Source organism: Streptomyces sp. NPDC049585 (assembly GCF_040675615.1).
GTDB classification, from domain to species: Bacteria; Actinomycetota; Actinomycetes; order Streptomycetales; family Streptomycetaceae; genus Streptomyces; species Streptomyces luteosporeus.
Map to the genome: position 1 here is coordinate 1 of NZ_JBFAPE010000037.1, position 17,791 is coordinate 17,791.

Consider the following 17,791-nt stretch of genomic DNA (forward strand, 5'->3'; position numbering starts at 1 on the left):
CCACCGGATGGGATGATCACGCAAAGCAGGACTCCAGCGCGCACCGGTCGCTGCCGGTTGGGCGGTTTCACCGCTCCGCCGGCCTATGCGGCATGGAGGCCGGGACGGCCCCTGAGGAGTGAACGGCCAGGCGCTCGTGGATCAGGCGGGCGAAGTGGGTCAGGGTGCGTCCGGTGCCCATGAGTTCACTCGGCGGGATGTGGATGCCGAAGTATTCGCGTGCCTGGAGGATGAACTCGGCGCCCATGAGGGAGTCGACGCCGAAGTCCTCCAGGTTGCGGTCGGGGTCCAGTTCGCAGGGATCGATGTGCAAAACGCCGGCCAGGTGGCGGGTCAGGGCTTCGGTGATGGCACGAACGGCTTCCTCGGGGGTCATCCCGGCCAGGGCGCGCAGCAGTTCCTCACGACTCTCGTCCGCTTCCGCGGCACCGGCGGGGACGAGCGCACTGTAGCGGGGGCTGCCCAGGGCGGGCAGCAGGCGACGGGCGCGGGTCCAACGGTAGCGGCCGACGCCGGCGACGTCGGTGCCGGTGGCGACGAGGTGGTCGGCGGCGGTGAACGCCTCGGCGGGGGTGACGGGTTCGAAGCCGAGACCGGTCATGGTGGCCGCCAGGTTGCTGCGGGCGACGTATCCGGTGCCGGCGATCGGACCCCAGGCGATCGCGGTGGCGGGGCGTCCGGCGCGGTGCCGGGCGCGGGCGAGGGCCTCCAGGTAGGCGTTGGCGGCGACGTAGGGGGCCTGCGCGAGGTTGCCGGTGGCCGCGGTGACCGAGGAGTAGAGAAGGAACAGGTCGAGGTCGCGGTCGGCGGTGAGGCGGTCGAGAACGTCCGCCCCCGCGGCCTTGGGGGCGAACACGGCGGCGAAGCGGTCGTCCGTGAGGTCGGCCAGTGGGGCGTCGTCCAGGTGCATGGCGCAGTGGACCACGCCGCGCAGCCGATGGCCGCCGCCGTCCACAGCGGCGATCACCCGGCTCACGGCCGTCTCGTCGGTGACGTCGGCGGCGTACGCGGTGGCCACCACCCCTCGCGCGGCGAGGCGTTCGAGAACGCCGGCGGCCTCGGGTGCACCGGCTCCGCGGCGGCTCAGCAGGGCAAGGTGGCGGGCGCCCCGGTCGGCGAGCCAGTCGGCGGTGGCGGCACCGAAGCCGCCGAGCCCGCCGGTGATCAGGTAGGTGCCCTCCGGGTCCAGCGCGGGGACGGCGAGGGCGGGTTCGACCGGGACCGGTTCGTCCAGCGGGTCGAAGGCGACGACGACCTTGCCGACGTGGCGGGAGTGCTGGAGGAGCCGGAAGGCCTCGTCGACGCGGGCCGGGGGGTGAAGGGTGTGCGGGAGGGGCCGGTAGCGGCCGGTGGCCACGCGCATCGCGGTGTCGAGCATCAGGCGGGGCCCGCGCACGGGGTCGAAGACGATGCTGTCGAGGTTGAAGCCGATGAAGGTGATGCTTCGATTGAACGGGCGCAGCAGGAGTGGGTTGTTGAGGAAGATGTCGCGTTTGCCGAGTTCGATGAAGCGGCCGTTGGGCCGCAGCAGTTCCAGGCTCCGGGCGATGGCCTCGCCGCTGAGGGAGTTGACGACGATGTCGACGCCCTTGCCGTCGGTCAGTTCCCGCACGCGCGGGACGAAGTCGAGGCTGCGGGAGTCCAGGACGTGCTCGACGCCGAGCGTGCGCAGCAGGTCGCGTTTGGTCTCGGTGCCTGCTGTGGCGATCACCTGCAGGCCCAGGTCGCGGGCGCATTGGAGGGCGGCCAGCCCGACGGCTCCGGCTCCGCCGTGGAGCAGCAGCATCTCGCCGGGCATGGGCCTGGCCTCGTCGACCAGGGTGCGGTGGACGGTGAGGAAGGCGACCGGCATGGTGGCGGCCTCGGCGTAGCTCATGCCGTCGGGGATGGGGCCGACGCTGGATTCGTGTGTGACGGTGTGCGAGGCCAGTGCTGCGGCCATCAGTCCGCTGACGCGGTCGCCGACCTGGTAGGCGCTGACGCCGGGGCCGAGGGCGGTGACGATGCCTGCTCCGTCGGTTCCCAGGCCGCGGCTGAGCGGGGTGCCTTCGACGGCCTCGGGCGGCAGCAGTCCGTTGGCCCGCATCGGGTCGCGGTAGTTGAGCGCGACGGCTCGCACCTGGATCACGATCTCGCCGGGCCCCGGTCGCGGCGGTTCCGTTTGCCGCCACACGAGCCTGCGGGAGAAGCCCGGGTCCCGTACCTCCAGGACGAAGGGTGTACTCGCGGGGGCGGGGGCGGGCTGGTCGGCCGGGCGCTGGGTCTCGCGGGGGACGAAGCGGCCGCCGCGGGTGAGGACGATCTCGTCCTCGTCGCCGGGTGCGAGCAGGTCCCGGGCCAGGCGCCGGGCGTCGGCGGCCGGGTCGCCGCTGCGGTCCAGGGAGATCCGGCGCAGGTGCAGGTCGGGGCATTCATTGGCCACAGTGCGTGCCGCCGCCCAGGTGGCTGCGTCGAGGGGGTGGGCGGGGCGCTCGGGGGCAGGGAACAGGCCGGTGGGCCGGGTGACCAGCCACACCTGTGGGCGGGTCTCCTGCGTGCGTCCGGCGAGGGCTGCGGCCAGGGCTCGCAGGACGGCCGCGCGGTACGTCGTCCGGGCGACGGCCCCTGCGGGGACGCCGGGGCTCTCCGGCGTGCTCAGCAGGAGGACGACGCCACCGGGTCCGGCGGGCAGCGCAGCCCCCCAGGCCGAGCAGTCGCAGGTCGCGGTGATGATGTCCGCGGTGCCCATGAGGCCGGCGAGTGCCTGCGCAGTGGGCATCTCGTCGGCCGTCTCGGTGGCCACGGTCCAGGTGGTGCCCGGCTGCGGCGCGGGCAGCTCGGGTTCGGCGGTGGGGAGGCGGTCGGCGGCGGCGAGGAGGACGCAGCGGCTGCCGGTGCCCGTCTGCACGGTGCCGGTGAAGCCGCACTGTTCCAGGAGGGATACCCACCGGTCCCTGGGCAGCAGCACGGTATCGGGGCGCAGCGTGCGATCGTGGCGCTGCCAGAATTCCTCGGTGCTGCCGAGGAGGAGGGCGCGGTGCTGTGCGTCGTGCGATTCGACGGCGAGCAGGTGTCCGCCGGGGGCGAGCAGGGCGTGTACGCGGTGCAGCGCCTGGGCCAGGTCAGTGGTGGTGTGCAGGGTGTCGTCGGCGACGATCAGGTCGAATGCGCCGTCGTGGAAGCCCTGGGCCGTGGGGTCGGTGTCCGGGTCGAGGGTGCGGTAGTCGACGAAGTCGTGGGCGGCGAAGCGGTGTCCGGCGGCGGCGAGGGCGCTCTCGGACCTGTCGGTGCAGGTGTAGCGGGTGCGGTCCACCGGCAACACGGGCAACAGGACCGCGGTGAGGGCGTGGGGTGCGGCGCCGAGTTCCAGGACGCGCAGGGGGCGGTCGTCGGGCCAGCGACGGACGATCTCGCCGAGCAGGCTCTGGGCGAGACGCTGGGTGAAGCGGTGGACGGGCGCGGCGGCGTACATCTGCTCGTACGTCGTGGCACCGGTCTCCAGCATGTCCTGCGTACCCGGGGTGTCGCGCAGCGTTCGGGGCAGGTGGCGCAGGTGGGCGTTGAGGTGGAGGGTCTCGGCGACGAAGGCCGGGTGGTCCTCGGCCAGTGCCGTGAGGAGTTCTGCGGGCCGCAGTGCGGTGCCGGTCAGCTGCCAGCGTTCGCCGTCGACGGCGCGGGCGAGTCGGTGCCGGGCGAGCAGGGGCAGCATCAGCCGTACCAGGCGCCGGTGGCGGGGCTGGAGCCCGCCGTGGACGAGGTCGGGCAGGGCGAACGTCGCGGAGACGTCGTCGAGCAGTCCGGCCAGGGCCGCGGCCCAGCAGTGGGCCGCGGCTTCGTCGACGGCGGCATGGAAGCGTTCGTGTCCGCTTGTCCGAAGGTCGTCGTGCAGCCGGGCGGTCACGTCGTGGACGGCGTTCGCCAGGTCGGCGGGGGGCGGCAGCGGTGAGGGGGCTGCCGGGACCGCGGGGTGCGGTGCGGCGCGCAGGACGGTGCGCTGGACGGTCAGCGGGGTCCGGTCGGTGTTGTACGCGCGCCGGGTGCGGAACCCCTCGATCTCCGCGGTGACGGTGCCGTCGGCGTCGGCGTAGGTGACGTCCCAGCAGAACTCGGTCTCGGTGTGGCTGCGCTGGTAGAGGTGTACGACGCCGCGCGGGGACGGAGTGCGCCACACCCGCACCGCGTCGAAGGTCGACGGCAGGTAGGCGCGGCCGGCCCGCATGTGCTCCTCCACCAGGGCGACGGTGGCCTGGAAGGGGCCGTCGAGGAGGACCGGGTGCACGGTGTAGTCCTCGCCCGGGTGCTCGTTGCGGTAGTCGGCCAGCAGCTCGGTCGCGCCGACGTGCAGTTCGTGCAGCAGTTGGAAGGCGGGGCCGACGTCGAGGCCGACGCTGTGGCAGGTCCGGTAGAAGTCCGGGCCGCTGACGGTCCGGGGGCAGCGGGCGCGGATGGCGTCGGGGTCGATGGGGGCGGGGGCCGTGCCGAGCAGCGTGCGGGCCTGGGCGCGGACGACGGGGTGGCAGGCGGTGCCGCGGCCTTCGCTGCTGCTGATGGTCAGTGCGCCGTCCTCGAGGGTGACGGCGGTCTGCAGCCGGGCGGGGCCGGGGTCGGGCCAGGCGATCGGCAGCGGGCTGGCGATGCCCAGGTGCCGTACTTCCACCGGCCTCTCCAGCGCCCGCCGTCCGGCCGAGAGTGCCATTTCGACGTACGCGGCGGCGGGCATGAGCACGGATCCGGCGATCCTGTGGTCGCCCATCCAGGGCACCAGCTGGGGTTCGATGGAGCCTTCCCACAGTGGGTGTGGTGCCGGGAGGCGCTCGCCCAGGAGCGGGTGGTCGAGGAGTCCGGTGCCGCTGGTGCGCACGACCGCGTCGTTGGGGGTGCCGAGCCAGTGGCGTTCGCGCTGCCAGGAGTAGGCCGGGAGGTCGCTCACCCGGCCCGGGTGAGGGAAGTACGTCCGCCAGTCGACGGCTGCGCCCGCGGCGAGCAGGGCGGCGACGGCGGCGGTGGTCTCGCGCGGGCCGTCGCCGTCGCGGTGCAGGGTGGGGATGTAGGTGGCTTCGGTGCGTTTGAGGTAGGGGCGCAGCACGGGGTGCGGGCCGATCTCGACGAGGATGTCGGCGTGGTCGGCGAGGATGCGGGTGACGGCTTGGTGGAAACGGACCGGTTCGCGGACGTTGCGCCACCAGTAGTCGGCGGTCAGGGCTTCGCCGGGCAGTGCCGTGCCGGTGACGGTGGAGAGGAAGGGGATGCGGGTGGCGGTGGGTTCCAGTGTGGCCAGTGCGGTGCGCAGGGGGCCGGCGACGGGATCCATGGCTCGGCTGTGGAAGGCGTAGTCGAGGTCGAGTTCGCGGAAGAAGACGTCGCGGGCGATCAGTTCCGCTCCGAGGGCGGCCAGGGCTTGCGCACGGCCGGCGATGGTGACGTCGCGGTCGCTGTTGATTCCGGCGATATCCAGCCCGTCGGCGTACGGGAGGAGTTCCTCCCGGGCCGCGTGCTCGGGCAGGCCGACGGCGGCCATCCGTCCGGTGCCGGCGGTGGTGCCCTGGGTACGGCTGCGTTCGGCGACCACGCGGGCTGCCTGTTCCAGGGTCAGGGCCCCTGCGGTGTGAGCGGCGGCCACTTCGCCGACGCTGTGTCCGGCGACGGCCGCCGGGTGCACACCGTGGGCGGCCAGGACGGCGACCAGGCCCACCTGTACGGCGAACAGGGCGGGCTGGGCGATCTCGGTGCGCTGCCAGCGGGCTGCGTCCGGCTCGGCGAGTTCCTTCGCCACCGACCAGCGCAGGTGCGGTGCGAGGGCGGCATCGGCCTGTTCGACGGCCGTGCGGAAGACCGGGTCGGCGGCCAGGAGGTCGGCGGCCATGCCGGGCCATTGGGAGGCGTTGCCGGAGAAGACGTAGGCCACCGTGTCGCGGTCGGCCTTGCGGGAGCGGGCTCCGTGGGCGGGTTCGTCGGCGAGGAGCCGCTCGAGCCGGTCGGCGGCCTCCTGGGGGCTGCCGGCCAGGACGGCGGCGCGGTGGGGGTGGGCGCTGCGGCGTCGGGTGGTGGTGTGGGCGAGGTCGTAGAACTCCTCGGGTGCCGCGTCCCGGAGGTGTGCCGCGACGCGGGCGGACAGTTCGCGCAGCGCTTTGGCCGAGCGGGCGGAGACCACCACGGGCAGGGTGCCGGCGGGGTGGTCCTCCCGGCGGGGCGGGGCCGGTGGCGTGACGAGGACGGCGTGGCCGTTGGCTCCGCCGAAGCCGAAGGAGTTGACGCCGACGGCCGCCCGCTTGGGGCGTGGGAGTTCGACGGGTTCGACGGTGGGTGCGAGGCCGAGGCCGGTGAAGTCGATGTCGGGGTTGAGCGGCCGGGCGTGCAGCGTGGCGGGGGCCGTGCCATGCCGCAGGACGAGGATGGCCTTGAACAGGCTCGGCATGGCGGAAGCCGGTTCCAGGTGACCCAGGTTGGACTTGACGGAGCCGATCGGCAGGGGTCCGACCGTGCGGCGCCGGCCCAGGGCTCGTCCGATCGCCCGGGCCTCGGCCGGGTCGCCTGCGAGGGTGCCGGTGCCATGGGCCTCGAAGTACACCAGCTCGTCCGGTGCCACGCCCGCCTGTTCGTAGACGCTGCGCAGGAGGGCCTCCTGCGCGGCGGGGCTGGGAAGGGCCAGGCCCTGGGTGCGGCCGTCGCAGTTGGTGCCCGTGCCGGCGATCACTGCGTGGATGCGGTCGCCGTCGGCCAGGGCGTCGGCGAGCCGTTTGAGGACGGCCACTCCCCCGCCCTCGGCCCGGACGAATCCGTCGGCCGCGGCGGAGAAGGCTGCACAGTGTCCGCTGGGTGAGAGCATGCCCGCGTGCGAGAAACCCGCGTAGGCGTAGGGGTTTGCCAGTACGTTGATGCCGCCGGCGAGGGCGGTACGGCTGGTGCCGTCCAGCAGGGTTCGGCAGGCGCGGTCGAGGGCCACGAGTGCCGAGGAGCAGGCGGTGTCGATCGCCATGCTCGGTCCGTGCAGGTCGAAGCAGTACGAGAGGCGGTTCGCGGTGATGGACAGCGTGGAACCGCTCATCGTGTAGGGGTTGGCGTACTTCTCGATCGTCCCCTGGATCGTGCCGTAGCTCGGGTCGGAGACGCCGATGTAGACGCAGGTGTCCGATCCGGCGAGCGACTCGGCGGGGATGCCGGCGTCGTCGAGGGCTTCCGCGGCCATTTCCAGCAGCAGGCGCTGCTGGGGGTCCATGGCCTCGGCTTCTTTCGGGGCGATGCCGAAGTAGGCGGCGTCGAAGGTCGCCACGTCGTCGAGGAAGCCGCCGGCCGCCGTGTAGCTGCGGCAGGCGCGCAGGCCTCCGGGGTCCACGAAGCGGTTCTTGTCGAAACGGTCCGGCGGGACCTCGCCGACCATGTCCCGGCCTTCGGCGAGGACCTCCCACAGCTCTCGCAGGTCCGAGATACCGCCGGGCAGCCGGCAGCCTGCACCCACGACGGCCACCGCACGGTCGTTGCATTCCATCGTCGGCCCCCGTCCGGTTCTTCAACGCAGCCTGTCGCGGTGCCGGTTGTCATCCCTACCCTCGCCGAGGGCCGGTCAGCGTGGACGGAACGGGCCGATTGCGGGGTAATCTCCCCTGAAAGGGGGGAAGATGTGGACACTTGGTGATTGTTCTCCGCTGACCGGATCCTGCCAGTGCCACCGCCGTACGGTGTTGTGGTGCTGCCTCCCCGCCGCGCCCGGCTGCTGTCGAATGCCGTGCATCTGCCGCCGCAGTACCGGACCATGGAACAGGTCCGGGCGGGCATGGTCGCGGCGGGCAGTCCCTTCGTTCCGCCGCCCGGCACGCTGGAGAATCTCACCGGTGTCCGGGGCGTGCACGTCAGGTCCGACGACGTGCAGGCGTCCGACCTGGCGGTGGCGGCCGCCGTCAAGGCGCTGGAGACGGCGGGGGCGAGCATCGGCGAGGTGGATCTGCTGCTGTTCGCCTCCACGTCCCAGGACCTCGTCGAGCCCGCCACCGGGCACATCGTGGCAGCGAAACTCGGTGCCACCTGCCCGGTGTTCGATGTGAAGAACGCCTGCAACAGCGTGCTCAACGCCGTGGAGACGGCCGCAGCCTTCATCGAGACCGGGCGGCACCGCACCGTGCTCGTCGCCTGTGGGGAGACGACGACGCTCACCACCCGATGGCACGTGCCCGATCACGAGACCTTCATGCGCCACCTGCCCGGCTACACCGTCTCCGATGCCGGGGCCGCCCTGCTGCTGGCCGCCGGGCCCGCGGGCCCGGACGACCCCGGAGTCCTGCACGCGGTGTTCGCCGCCGACTCCTCCGCTTGGGAGGCGTGCACCGTGCTGTCCGGGGGCTCGATGTATCCGCGTTCCACGGACGACGACCACTGCTGCCTCCGGCTCAACGAGAACCAGCTGTCCCGGACCGGCCGCGAGATAGCCCGGTTGGTAGTGGAGTACGCGCCGGAGGAAATGGCCCTGGTGCGAGAGAGCGCGTTCGTCGCCGTCCACCAGATCTCCATGCCGCAGTTCCACGAGGCCTGCACCCTGCTCGGGCTGCCGAGGAGCCGGTTCCTGGCCACGGTGGACCGGTACGGCAACGCGGCCTCCGCGTCCCTGCCGCTGCAGCTGGCCCTGGCACAGCAGTCCGACCGCGTCATGCCCGGCGACGTGGTCGCCCTCGTCGGTCTGGCCAGCGGGTTCAGCATGGGGCTGGTGCTGATCCGGCTGTGACGGCGGACGGCACGGCCCGGCCCGGCCCGGCCCGCAAGGGAGCCACCCCGCTTGGGCCAAGGACACGAGTTCCGACCGCTGCCTGACGAGAAGCTGAGCTCCATGGCCGGGGGCCCCTTCACCTGATTGCTGAGAGTCATTCAGGTGAAGGTGAGTCATTCAGGTGGAAAGGTGAGTCCCTCAGGTGAAGGTGAGCGAACGAAGACGGGCGTCCAGCATGCGCATCAATGCACCAACCCGCCCACCGCCGCCCGGCGCCGCTGGTAAGCGTTCGAGCACCTCGACGACGGCCGGTGTTGCACGATGCACTGCTTGCTCAACGTGTTCGGAACCCATGCTCGGGTTGTCACCGGCGACGAGTTCGGCTGCTCTGGCCGCATGGGCGCCTGCTCCGAGAACATGCTTGACCTGGGTGGCCTTGGCCAGCGGATGCAGGTAGGCGGCGCCTGCCGCAGACATCGCCGCCCGAGCCGCCTCGGACGCGGCCGCAGTGTCCGCACTCTTGGCGGCCTTGAGGGCCGCCCACGCCGTGTCACGAAGAGCCTTCCCCCGCCGGCCACCCCGAGCGAACTCCCAGGCGGCACCGACAGCGTCCCGGGGCCGCGGGTCGTCCGGCTGATCGGCCTCGAATACCTCAAGCACCACTTCCGCGCACGCTGCAGCGAAAGCGGTGACCTCACGAAGGTCTTGCATACTCAGGGCGATCTCGCCCGCGTCCCCTGCCATGACTCCATCCTCGACCATTGCGTTGGACAGCAAGGGTGCCCGGCCCATCCTGTACCGGCGGGGGCGTCGAGGAACTGGAGGCGTCCTGCCGCGCCTGGCTGCATGAGACGCACCACCCGGAGGGAATCCGCTTCATTCGAAGTCGGGGCCGTCTGTGCGGGCGCGCTTGATCTCGTAGAAGCCGGGGGTGGTCGCGAGCAGGACGGCGGCATCCCACAGGCGGGCGGCGTCCTTGCCCTTGGGAGTGGGGGTCAGGACGGGGCCGTTGAACGTGACCGGGGAGCCGTCGGGGCCGGGCATGCTCAGGACCGGGGTGCCGGTCTCCGTCCCGAACAAGGCCTGGGCGCGCTCGTGGGAGGCGCTGACGGCCGCGTCGTAGGTGCCGGCGTCGGCGTATTCGATCAGCTCGGCCGGAAGACCGGCCTCCTTGAGGGCGGCGGTGACGGCTTCGATGGTGGGACCTTCGCCATGGTGGTGGAACCGGTTGCCGAGGGCGGTGTAGAGGCGGGCGACGGCCTGGTTACCGTGTTGATCGGCGACGGCGGCCAGGACACGCACCGGTCGCCGGCCCTTGGGGCCCAGCAGCTCGCGATACCGCTAGGGGGCCTGGTCGAGCTTGCCCTCGTTGAGGATGGCCAGGCTCATCACCTGCCAGCGCACCTGGACGTCACGGGCGTTTCCCACCTCGACGAGCCAGCGGGAAGTGATCCACGTCCACGGGCACAGCGGGTCGAAGTAGAAGTCCACGGTCGTGGAAGCGGGCATCGCGTGTGCTCCTTGATCACTCAGAGGGGCGGCAGCCGGCCGGGACCGGCAGTGCCGAAGGGCCATCCCGGTGCGTCGTGGCAAACCTTGCCCCTATCTTCACCCTCTTCACCATCTGCACCGCGTTCCAGCGCTGTGACCGGGGTGAAGGGCTGCTCGTAGGACAAGGGCTCCCGGGGCCGACCCGGCGCCCGTGCGGCCGACCTCACCTACGCGGGCCGTGGGAGAGCTGTGACCTGCGGGGAGGCCACTGCACGGGTCTTGAGGGGGCCAGGGGACCACTGAGGGGCGCACTGTCTCCACGTCCGATGCATCGTGGCCGTTGGTACAGCCGGGTGGGGGGAGGGGCCGGGTACGGAGGTGGCCGAGGCGCGGCTGCCGCGCGCGGTGAAGGTCTCGCTGTTTAGGGGGGATCGGAGCGTTCGCGCGCTTCCTCCTCCTTCCCCCGGACGGGTCACCAGGGCCCTGCGTCCCGTGCTGTGCGCAGCGTCGTCGGCGTGCTGGGCAGCTGTATCTCTCGGCCGGCGCATGCACCGGGCGTCACCTCGGCCTCGGGCCGGGCCGGGCCGGTACATGCCCAAGGGATTGCACTCCGGCTGGGTACGGACGAATTCGCTCCGCGGTAGAGCCCCGCATCCGAGCTACTGCCGCATGCACGACGGGTGCTGCTGATGCCTCGGCGCACATGGCCGGAAATCGACCGTCCGGTGACGGGTGGGGCGACACACGCATTGTGTACCCCTGTTCGGCAAACCTAGGGTCGATTGTTCGTGGCCGGTCAAGGCCGCATGGAGCGACTCTAGGAGCGCCAATGCACTGGCCGATACGCCGTGCGCTGACCACTGTTCTGGTCGGCGCCACCTGTACCGCTCTTCCCCTCTCCTACGCGGCGGCGCAACCCGCCGCCCATGACGCGGTGGCGGCGGTCACCGTGACACCCGTTCAGGTCGTCGATGCTCACCACCCCCTGCCTGCTCTCGGCAGCAGAGCTCCGGAGTCCGCCGAGTGGCGGGATCCGGCGCCGCTGCCACCCGCCACGTTGCATGAGCACGGTGACGAGACCGCGCAGCGAGGGGGCCTGTCCTACGCCTCCCCGGCCCAGGGCAGCGTCGCGCCCAGCGCCGTGGACCTGAGCACCTGCCGGCGCCTGTTCCCGAGCTCCGGTGAACGGATCCTCAACCACTACGAGTACTGCCACGTCACGCCCCTGGGCTACTCCGTGGTGCAGGGCGGCAAAGTGATCGGCCATGTGTCCTGGCGCCAGACCACCGCCGGTGAAGGCACCAAGGGTTCCCGGGTCATCCGGCTGGTGACCGGCATGGACGATTTCGTGCGCACCGGCACGACGACCGACGGCAAGCTCCTCATCGGCTGGGCCACCGGCGGCTACTCCGGGCCCGACGGGAGCAACAGGGCGTGCGGTGTCAATGGTTCCGGGCCACAGTTGCTCAGTGCCTGGCAGGCCGGGAAGACGGCCATCTACACCATTTCCTCGGCCGCGTCCGACGGCTACGGCCGTGACAAGGTGGCCCGCTGTGCCATCCGCTCGTCCGTGACCAATTCCGGTGGCACCGGGACGACCCTGGACAACGGGGTCCGGTTCGACTCGGCGACCTATCTGGGGGCCAACGGTGCCGGCATCTTCGACCGGGTCATGCCCGTGATGGCCGAGTACAGCGTCGCCTCCGCCCGCAATGGAGCGGTCGCCCGCCACGTCCAGCTGGCCCAGACCAACCCGGGAGCCACCTATCCGCCAGCCCCCGCCGGCCGAACGAAGTCCATCCCCGGCAGCCCCGCCTCGGGCAAGCCGCTGCACCGGCTGATGTCCACCTGGGACGCCGCGGCCACCACGGCCTACAACAACAACCGCAACGTGGTGCGCAGCACCTGTGCCCAGCTCTCGCACCAGGCGGGCGAGGAGTGCGACGAGTACCCCTTCGCCTCGTCCTGGGAGGGCGCCGGCAAGGGTGACGGCAACTTCTCGGTGAAGTACGTCGACGGCGCCCAGAACGGAAACGCCGGAACCGACCTGAACAACTGGTACGTGGCCGACCGCATCCTGCACAAGGACGCCTTCTACGTCAGCATTCGCTGAACCGTCATCGACGCCGTTCCCCTTCGGGGCCGTCCGACGGGGGACGGTGGCGCCACAGCTGGATCACGAAGCTCTCCAGGCCGGTGAACAGCGGCGGGTCCGCCGCCTCCTGCCGGGCACGCGCCTTGGGGCCGCCTCCGTACCGGTGGACGCGGACGGCGTACGAGCCGGGGCCGTCGAGCGCCATCGGCTCGCCGACCGGACCATGCGGCACGGACCAGGCCGTCACCGAACCGGAGGGCACACTGAGTACGCACTCCCCCGGTGCCTCGCCGGCTTCCGCTGGAGGGGGTGCGTCCCACAATTCCAGCCGCACGTCCGCGTCGTGCATCGTCACGGTGCTGGCCACCGTGAGCCCGCTGCCGTTGACCGCGATCCGCCGTCCCTCAAGGGCCGGTAACTCCCATGGCCGTCCGTCGAACGGCGCTGTCGCGTCGCACAGCGCGAACTGGCCTCGCTCGACCACCACCAGCTGTTCGGACGTCCGTACCACCGTCGTCATGTCGACCTCCCGCCGCCAGAGACCCCAGGGGCACACTTCTGTTGTGCGACCCGCCCACCGTAGCCCGTGCAGGGTGTCGGGGATGCCCGGCGATCTCACACCGGCCCCGGGCCCAGAGGAGGGGACGGAACGGTTCGGCAGGTCTTCTGTACGGCCGGCAATTGTCGGACCGGCTGCCCTGCTGTCACACGTGTGCCTGTCGCCTCATGTGCTGGCCTGGAGCCGTTCGCGGACGCGGACGTTGATTTCGGCAGCGAGATCCGCGGGGACTTCGGGCGAGGGAAGAGCCCTGCGCCCGGGGATGCGCGGGGGCGACATGCGTGCACCGGCCGCGGGTTGACGGGCCCGACAGGAGGTGGATTCGATGCCGACCCCGCTCTAGTCGATCCGGCCTTCGGCGTCGGCGTGCGCCAGGAGCGAGCGGAGGATCTTGTCTCCACGTGCCATCGGCCGACCAGCGTCGGTGACGCTCGTAGAAGGCTTCCACGGCCCGTACTGCCCAGGCAGGTCGCGCCAAGGTGCGCCCGTCCGCAGGCGGACGAGGATTCCGTTGATCACTGTGCGATGGTCGCTCCACCGTCCGCCCGGCAGTCCGCCGTCGGCAGCAGTGGTTTGAGCCGTGCCCACTCGGCATGTGCCAGATCGTCCCGCCCGACCTCGGACACGGTGCCCCCGTTCGCCGAGATACGCGAGCGGTTACGCGGTGATCCGCCGGGCGTACACCTCGATCTCGATCTTCATGCGGGGGTCGGCGAGGCCGCACATGAGCATGGTGGCGGCAGGTCGGACCTCGCCAAAGGCGCGACGCAGGACCGGCCAGCAGGGCTCGAAGTCGGCCCGGTCGGGCAGCAGGTAGCGCACCCGCACTACGTCGGCGAACGTGCACTTCGCTTCAGTCAGGGCGGCCTCGATGTTGCGCAGGCACTGCTCGGCCTGCTCCACCACGTCGTCAGAGATCGTCATGGTGGAGTAGTCGAATCCGGTTGTCCCGGACACATGAACCCAGTCGCCGTCGATCACGGCGCGGGCATAACCGATCTGTTCTGTCAGTGGCCTTTTTGATCTCCCCGTAGGCGGCCAGGAGTTCGCCCCGCTGGCGGCCGTGGAGCCTTCCCCGTTGGCGGCCAGATAGCTCCCCGCCCCTGGGGTCGGTGGGGTCAGCTGAAGGGCTTCACCCCCTGGCCGCTGGTGGCCTGGGTGAGCCGGTAGCTGTCACCCTGGGTGACGACGATGTGAGCGTGGTGCATGAGCCGGTCGACCGTGGCGGTGGCGAGGGTCTTGGGCATGATCTCGTCGAATCCGGAGGGGTGGAGGTTGCTGGAGACCGCGATCGAGCGTCGTTCGTAGGCGGCGTCGACCAGGCGGTAGAAGCCTTCGGCGGCGTCCGGGGAGACGGGCAGGAGGCCGATGTCGTCGACGATGATCAGGTCAGAGCGGATGATCTTCGCGAGGGCCCGGGCGATGGAGTCGTCCGCGCGGTGACGGCGGACCAGTGCCCCGAGGTCTTCGATGGTGAACCAGGAGACGGTCAGGCCGGCCTCGACCGCGGTCTGGCCGAGGGCCTCGGTGAAGTGGCTCTTGCCGGTGCCCGAGGGGCCGCAGATGCAGAAGTTCTCCCGCCGCCCGACCCACTCCAGGGTCTTGAGGGCGTCCTGGGTGGCCCTGGGGATGGAGGACTTGTTGTCGTGCCAGTCTCCGAAGGTCTTGCCGGTGGGGAAGCCGGCCCGCTTGCGGCGGGTGTGGAGGTTGGCCCGGTCGCGTCCAGCGGCCTCCTCAGCCAGCAGGACGCGGACGACCTCGGCCGGGTCCCACCGCTGGGCCTTGGCGGTGGGGATCAGGTCGGCCAGTGCCCGCCGCAGGTGAGGCAGCTTGAGGCGCTTGGTCAGCTCGATGGCCTCGGCGAGCGGGTCGCCGTTGGTGCCGGGAACGGTGCGAAGAGGGGTGGCCATCAGGCGAGATCGCTTTCGTCGTACTCGGAGACGTCGGAGGTCGTGGTGGGGACGCCGAAGGAGGCCCAGGCGGAGGTGCCGGGCTGGAGGGAGTGGTTCTCGCTGCGGCGGACGGGCTCGGCGTGTCCGCGGGCGGACTGGTAGTCGAGGATGGACAGCAGGTCCTTGTCGGCGAACCGGCCGGTGACCGCGGCGGTGCCCAGGGCCCGGTCCACTTCCGCCACTGAGTAGAGCTTGGCGAGCGCGACGGCCTCGGCCATCTTCGCCTTGATGCGGCGGACGCCGGCCGCCCCGGCCTCCACCAGCCAGGCTGCGGCGCCAGGGCCGAGGGCGAGGAAGGCGGCCTCCTCCGCGGAGGTGGCCTTCGGGGCCCGGTCGGCTTCCTTGTCCTCGCGGGGCGGGTAGTGGGTGTCGTCCAGGACCGGCTCACCGGGCCGGCCCCGGCGGTGACGGACGACCTCACGGGCCGATCCATTCTCATCAACGGCTGTGACGATCAGTTCGTCACCATGAAAACGCACCCAGACCCGCGTGTCGATCAACTCGTGCGGAACCGAGTAGCGAACGGCCTCCACCGAGATCGTGGACTCCCAGTTGACCCGGCGCGTGGTGCCGAACGCCGCGGTGAACGGACGGCGGGGCAGCGGGTGGAGCCGCTGCTGTTCCTCCGCCAGCCGCTCGACGGGCTTGCGTCGGGTCGCCCGGTGCATCCGGGAGTTGACCTGCTCGCAGAAGTCACGGCAGGCCGCCTCCAGCTCGCCGAAGGTCCTGTAGTCGTCACGCAGGTTGACGTCCTTGGGCACCAGGTCGGCCTTCGCGATCCGCACCGTCGCCTCGGACCCGCCCTTGGTCTCGGGGTCGGCGGGCTGACACGTCCGCATGGTCGTGCCGTAGTGCCTGGCGACCTCGACGATCTCAGGGTTCCGAACCGCGATCCCGGCGACGTGATCGGTGGTGACCGTCTTCTCGTTGTCCGTCAGGACATAGGCCGGGACTCCGCCGATCCTGCGGAACGTCGCGTCCAGACACGCGGTGACCGTCGGCAGGGTCTTGTCCCAGACCGGGATTACCACCCGAAAGCGGGACCAGGCCAGCCACGCGCACCACAACGTGGTCTTGCGGCCCTTGATGGCCGGCCCGTCGCCCCAGTCATACTGCAGCCAGAGCCCGGGCTCGGTCACCCACGGCCGGTAAACCCGGCGCCGACCGGCCCTGAACTGGGCCTTCGCCTCGGCAACCGTGCGGCGGGTGGTGCGTTCCCCGCCAGTGAAGCCCATCGCGGCGATTCTCTTGTGGACGATGTCCGCGCGGATCTTGCCCTGCGAACGGACAACGAGCTCCTCGATCTTGGGCAGATAGTCGTCGATGGCCCGAGCCCGGTGACGGCGCTTGTCCGGCTCTTGGCCGGCCGCCCGCATCTTCACATAACGGGCCACCGTGTGGTGATCGCACCCGGCCAGCTCAGCCGCAGCACGGTAACTGCCCGTGAGGTCATACGCCTCAAGGATCTCCATGATCTCCCTGCTGTTCTTCACCCGCCCGAGCCTTCCGGGCAGGATGCGTTCAAAGCGAACGGGGAGAAAACGGCCGTACGTGGGGAATCCCGTGGCCGTCAGTGGGGCGGTAAGTGGCCGCCTGCGGGGAGCCGATCACGGCCACCGTCACTGTTCCTCGAACGTCGAGCCGCTGAGGATGGAACGTCTCTCTGTCATGCGCCGAACGCTAAGCGACCCGCACTGATACGTCTAATACAGTCTCAAGCATGAGGTGATATCTCTGAACGTATGGAGCGCCCTGAACTTCCCCTGCCGCAACTGCACGCGTTCGTTGTGCTGGCCGAAGAACTCCACTTCGGCCGTGCCGCCGCCCGCTTGGGCATCGCCCAGCCGCCGTTCAGCCAGCAGATACGGCGCCTGGAGGACAAGATCGGATATGCCCTGTTCAGCCGCGAACCCGGGCGCATCGGCCTCACCCCGGCGGGCCGGGAACTCCTCCCCGCCGCCCGGCATGCCCTCACCGATCTCGCCGAGGGCCTGACCGCAGCCCGAGAGGTCGGCAGCGGCAGGGCCGGGCGCCTGCGGATCGGCTTCGCCGCCTCCCTCTCCCTTACCGTCCTGCCCGGCCTGCTGCGAACCTTCCGGGAACAGTTTCCCGCCGTGGCCCTGGACATCCAGGAGATGACCACCACGCCACAACTGGCCGCTCTGCGCGAAAGGACCATCGACATCGGTCTGTTGCGCGAGCCGCCCGCCCCCGACGCAGAACTCGCATTCCAAACAGTGCTGACCGAATCCTTTGTAGCCGTCCTGCCCACCTCGCACCCATTGGCGGTACAACGGACTGTCAGAGTTGAGCAGTTGGCGAACTGTCCCTTTGTGCTCCTGCCTCGCGCCGTCGGCCCGCAGCTGTACGACCAGATCGCCAACCTGTGCATTGCAGCAGGCTTCACCCCCCAGGTGGCACAGCATGCCGTGGAATGGCAGACCGTCTGCGCCCTGGTAGAAACCGGCCTGGGCGTGTCACTGGCCCCGGACAGCATCCGCCGCATCCGCCTCAAAGGCGTTGCCTTCCGCCGGATCGAGCCCAACTCCGCGCGCACGCGAGTCGCCGTCGCTTGGCGCAAGAATGACTCAAACCCCCTGGTCCCACGCCTCCTGGCAGCTCTCGATCAAGATCCGCCGGCCAGGCCCTAGTGTCGCCATCGCGCTGCGCCAGCTCGCCGGGTGGCGGCGGGGTGCAGGGGGCCACGAGAAGAGGTGTGCGATGGGTGCGGACAGGGTGAGCCGGGCGGAGGCCGTTGTCATGGTGCAGCGGATCATGGATGGCGACTACGCCTCGGAGGAAGAGGTAGACAGCTGGCTGGAAAGCTACGTCAGTGACTTGATCTTCTGGCCGCCACAAGGGGAGCTCTCGGCCGACGAGGTGGTCGGCCGGGCTCTCGCCTACCAGCCGATCACCCTGTAGCGCCGTGCGGCACCGCTCAACCCAGCGCACCGCGTCGGATGTCTCTGCGGGCCTCGGACTCCAGGTGGGGTGCCAGAAGATACTGCGGACCATCCGGG

Annotated in this window: 10 protein-coding genes and 2 pseudogenes; 4 read left to right on the forward strand and 8 right to left on the reverse strand. The window is 70.9% G+C overall.

Annotated elements, in window-relative coordinates:
- Nucleotides 1-67 precede the first annotated feature (67 nt).
- Entirely contained in the window at nt 68-7,465 is a 7,398-nt protein-coding gene (locus AB0K17_RS26780; protein ID WP_365984536.1) for an SDR family NAD(P)-dependent oxidoreductase, read from the reverse strand.
- Nucleotides 7,466-7,663: 198 nt separating this feature from the next.
- On the opposite strand from AB0K17_RS26780, the gene AB0K17_RS26785 reads away from it, so the two are divergent.
- Nucleotides 7,664-8,692: a 3-oxoacyl-[acyl-carrier-protein] synthase III C-terminal domain-containing protein gene (locus AB0K17_RS26785; protein WP_365984537.1), complete on the forward strand. Its 1,029-nt coding sequence runs from the start codon at nt 7,664-7,666 to the stop codon at nt 8,690-8,692.
- A gap of 180 nt (nt 8,693-8,872) precedes the next feature.
- Here AB0K17_RS26785 and AB0K17_RS26790 read toward each other — a convergent pair whose 3' ends face one another.
- Both AB0K17_RS26790 and AB0K17_RS26795 read right to left on the reverse strand, forming a co-directional pair.
- Nucleotides 8,873-9,418, reverse strand: a complete 546-nt coding sequence (locus AB0K17_RS26790) for a putative immunity protein (protein ID WP_365984568.1) — start codon at nt 9,416-9,418, stop codon at nt 8,873-8,875.
- 132 nt (nt 9,419-9,550) lie between these two features.
- Nucleotides 9,551-10,183: pseudogene (locus AB0K17_RS26795) on the reverse strand (DsbA family protein).
- A gap of 811 nt (nt 10,184-10,994) precedes the next feature.
- Between AB0K17_RS26795 and AB0K17_RS26800 the strand changes: the two are divergent.
- Complete coding sequence (locus tag AB0K17_RS26800) at nt 10,995-12,278, forward strand: NucA/NucB deoxyribonuclease domain-containing protein (protein ID WP_365984538.1); 1,284 nt, start codon at nt 10,995-10,997, stop codon at nt 12,276-12,278.
- Between the two features lie 4 nt (nt 12,279-12,282).
- Here AB0K17_RS26800 and AB0K17_RS26805 read toward each other — a convergent pair whose 3' ends face one another.
- From AB0K17_RS26805 to istA, 5 genes and pseudogenes are all read right to left on the reverse strand, one after another.
- Nucleotides 12,283-12,780 carry a hypothetical protein gene (locus tag AB0K17_RS26805; protein ID WP_365984539.1) on the reverse strand — a complete coding sequence of 166 codons (498 nt, stop codon included), beginning with the start codon at nt 12,778-12,780 and terminating at the stop codon, nt 12,283-12,285.
- 288 nt (nt 12,781-13,068) lie between these two features.
- Nucleotides 13,069-13,388 (reverse strand): annotated as a pseudogene (locus tag AB0K17_RS26810) (transposase); the annotation flags it as partial.
- A gap of 88 nt (nt 13,389-13,476) precedes the next feature.
- A complete protein-coding gene (locus tag AB0K17_RS26815) occupies nt 13,477-13,830 on the reverse strand; it encodes a RidA family protein (RefSeq protein ID WP_365984569.1) in 354 nt (117 codons plus the stop codon).
- Between the two features lie 107 nt (nt 13,831-13,937).
- Complete coding sequence (gene istB / locus AB0K17_RS26820; protein WP_365984540.1) at nt 13,938-14,729, reverse strand: IS21-like element helper ATPase IstB; 792 nt, start codon at nt 14,727-14,729, stop codon at nt 13,938-13,940.
- The gene (istA, locus tag AB0K17_RS26825) at nt 14,729-16,264 is read right to left on the reverse strand and encodes an IS21 family transposase (RefSeq protein ID WP_365967368.1); all 1,536 of its coding nucleotides are present in this window, start codon (nt 16,262-16,264) and stop codon (nt 14,729-14,731) included. Before istA ends, istB begins: the two co-directional genes overlap by 1 nt.
- Nucleotides 16,265-16,513: 249 nt before the next feature.
- Between istA and AB0K17_RS26830 the strand changes: the two genes are divergently transcribed.
- A complete protein-coding gene (locus AB0K17_RS26830; RefSeq protein WP_365984541.1) occupies nt 16,514-17,422 on the forward strand; it encodes a LysR family transcriptional regulator in 909 nt (302 codons plus the stop codon).
- Between the two features lie 70 nt (nt 17,423-17,492).
- Nucleotides 17,493-17,693, forward strand: a complete 201-nt coding sequence (locus AB0K17_RS26835) for an e9imm peptide (RefSeq protein ID WP_365984542.1) — start codon at nt 17,493-17,495, stop codon at nt 17,691-17,693.
- Nucleotides 17,694-17,791 lie beyond the last annotated feature (98 nt).

What these genes read in the sequence shown, in the direction of transcription:
- AB0K17_RS26780 (WP_365984536.1), bottom strand. Translation starts at nt 7,465, where the DNA reads ATGGAATGCAACGACCGTGCGGTGGCCGTCGTGGGTGCAGGCTGCCGG.
- AB0K17_RS26790 (WP_365984568.1), bottom strand. Translation starts at nt 9,418, where the DNA reads ATGGCAGGGGACGCGGGCGAGATCGCCCTGAGTATGCAAGACCTTCGT.
- AB0K17_RS26800 (WP_365984538.1), top strand. Translation starts at nt 10,995, where the DNA reads ATGCACTGGCCGATACGCCGTGCGCTGACCACTGTTCTGGTCGGCGCC.
- AB0K17_RS26805 (WP_365984539.1), bottom strand. Translation starts at nt 12,780, where the DNA reads ATGACGACGGTGGTACGGACGTCCGAACAGCTGGTGGTGGTCGAGCGA.
- istB (WP_365984540.1), bottom strand. Translation starts at nt 14,729, where the DNA reads ATGGCCACCCCTCTTCGCACCGTTCCCGGCACCAACGGCGACCCGCTC.
- AB0K17_RS26830 (WP_365984541.1), top strand. Translation starts at nt 16,514, where the DNA reads ATGGAGCGCCCTGAACTTCCCCTGCCGCAACTGCACGCGTTCGTTGTG.
- AB0K17_RS26835 (WP_365984542.1), top strand. Translation starts at nt 17,493, where the DNA reads ATGGGTGCGGACAGGGTGAGCCGGGCGGAGGCCGTTGTCATGGTGCAG.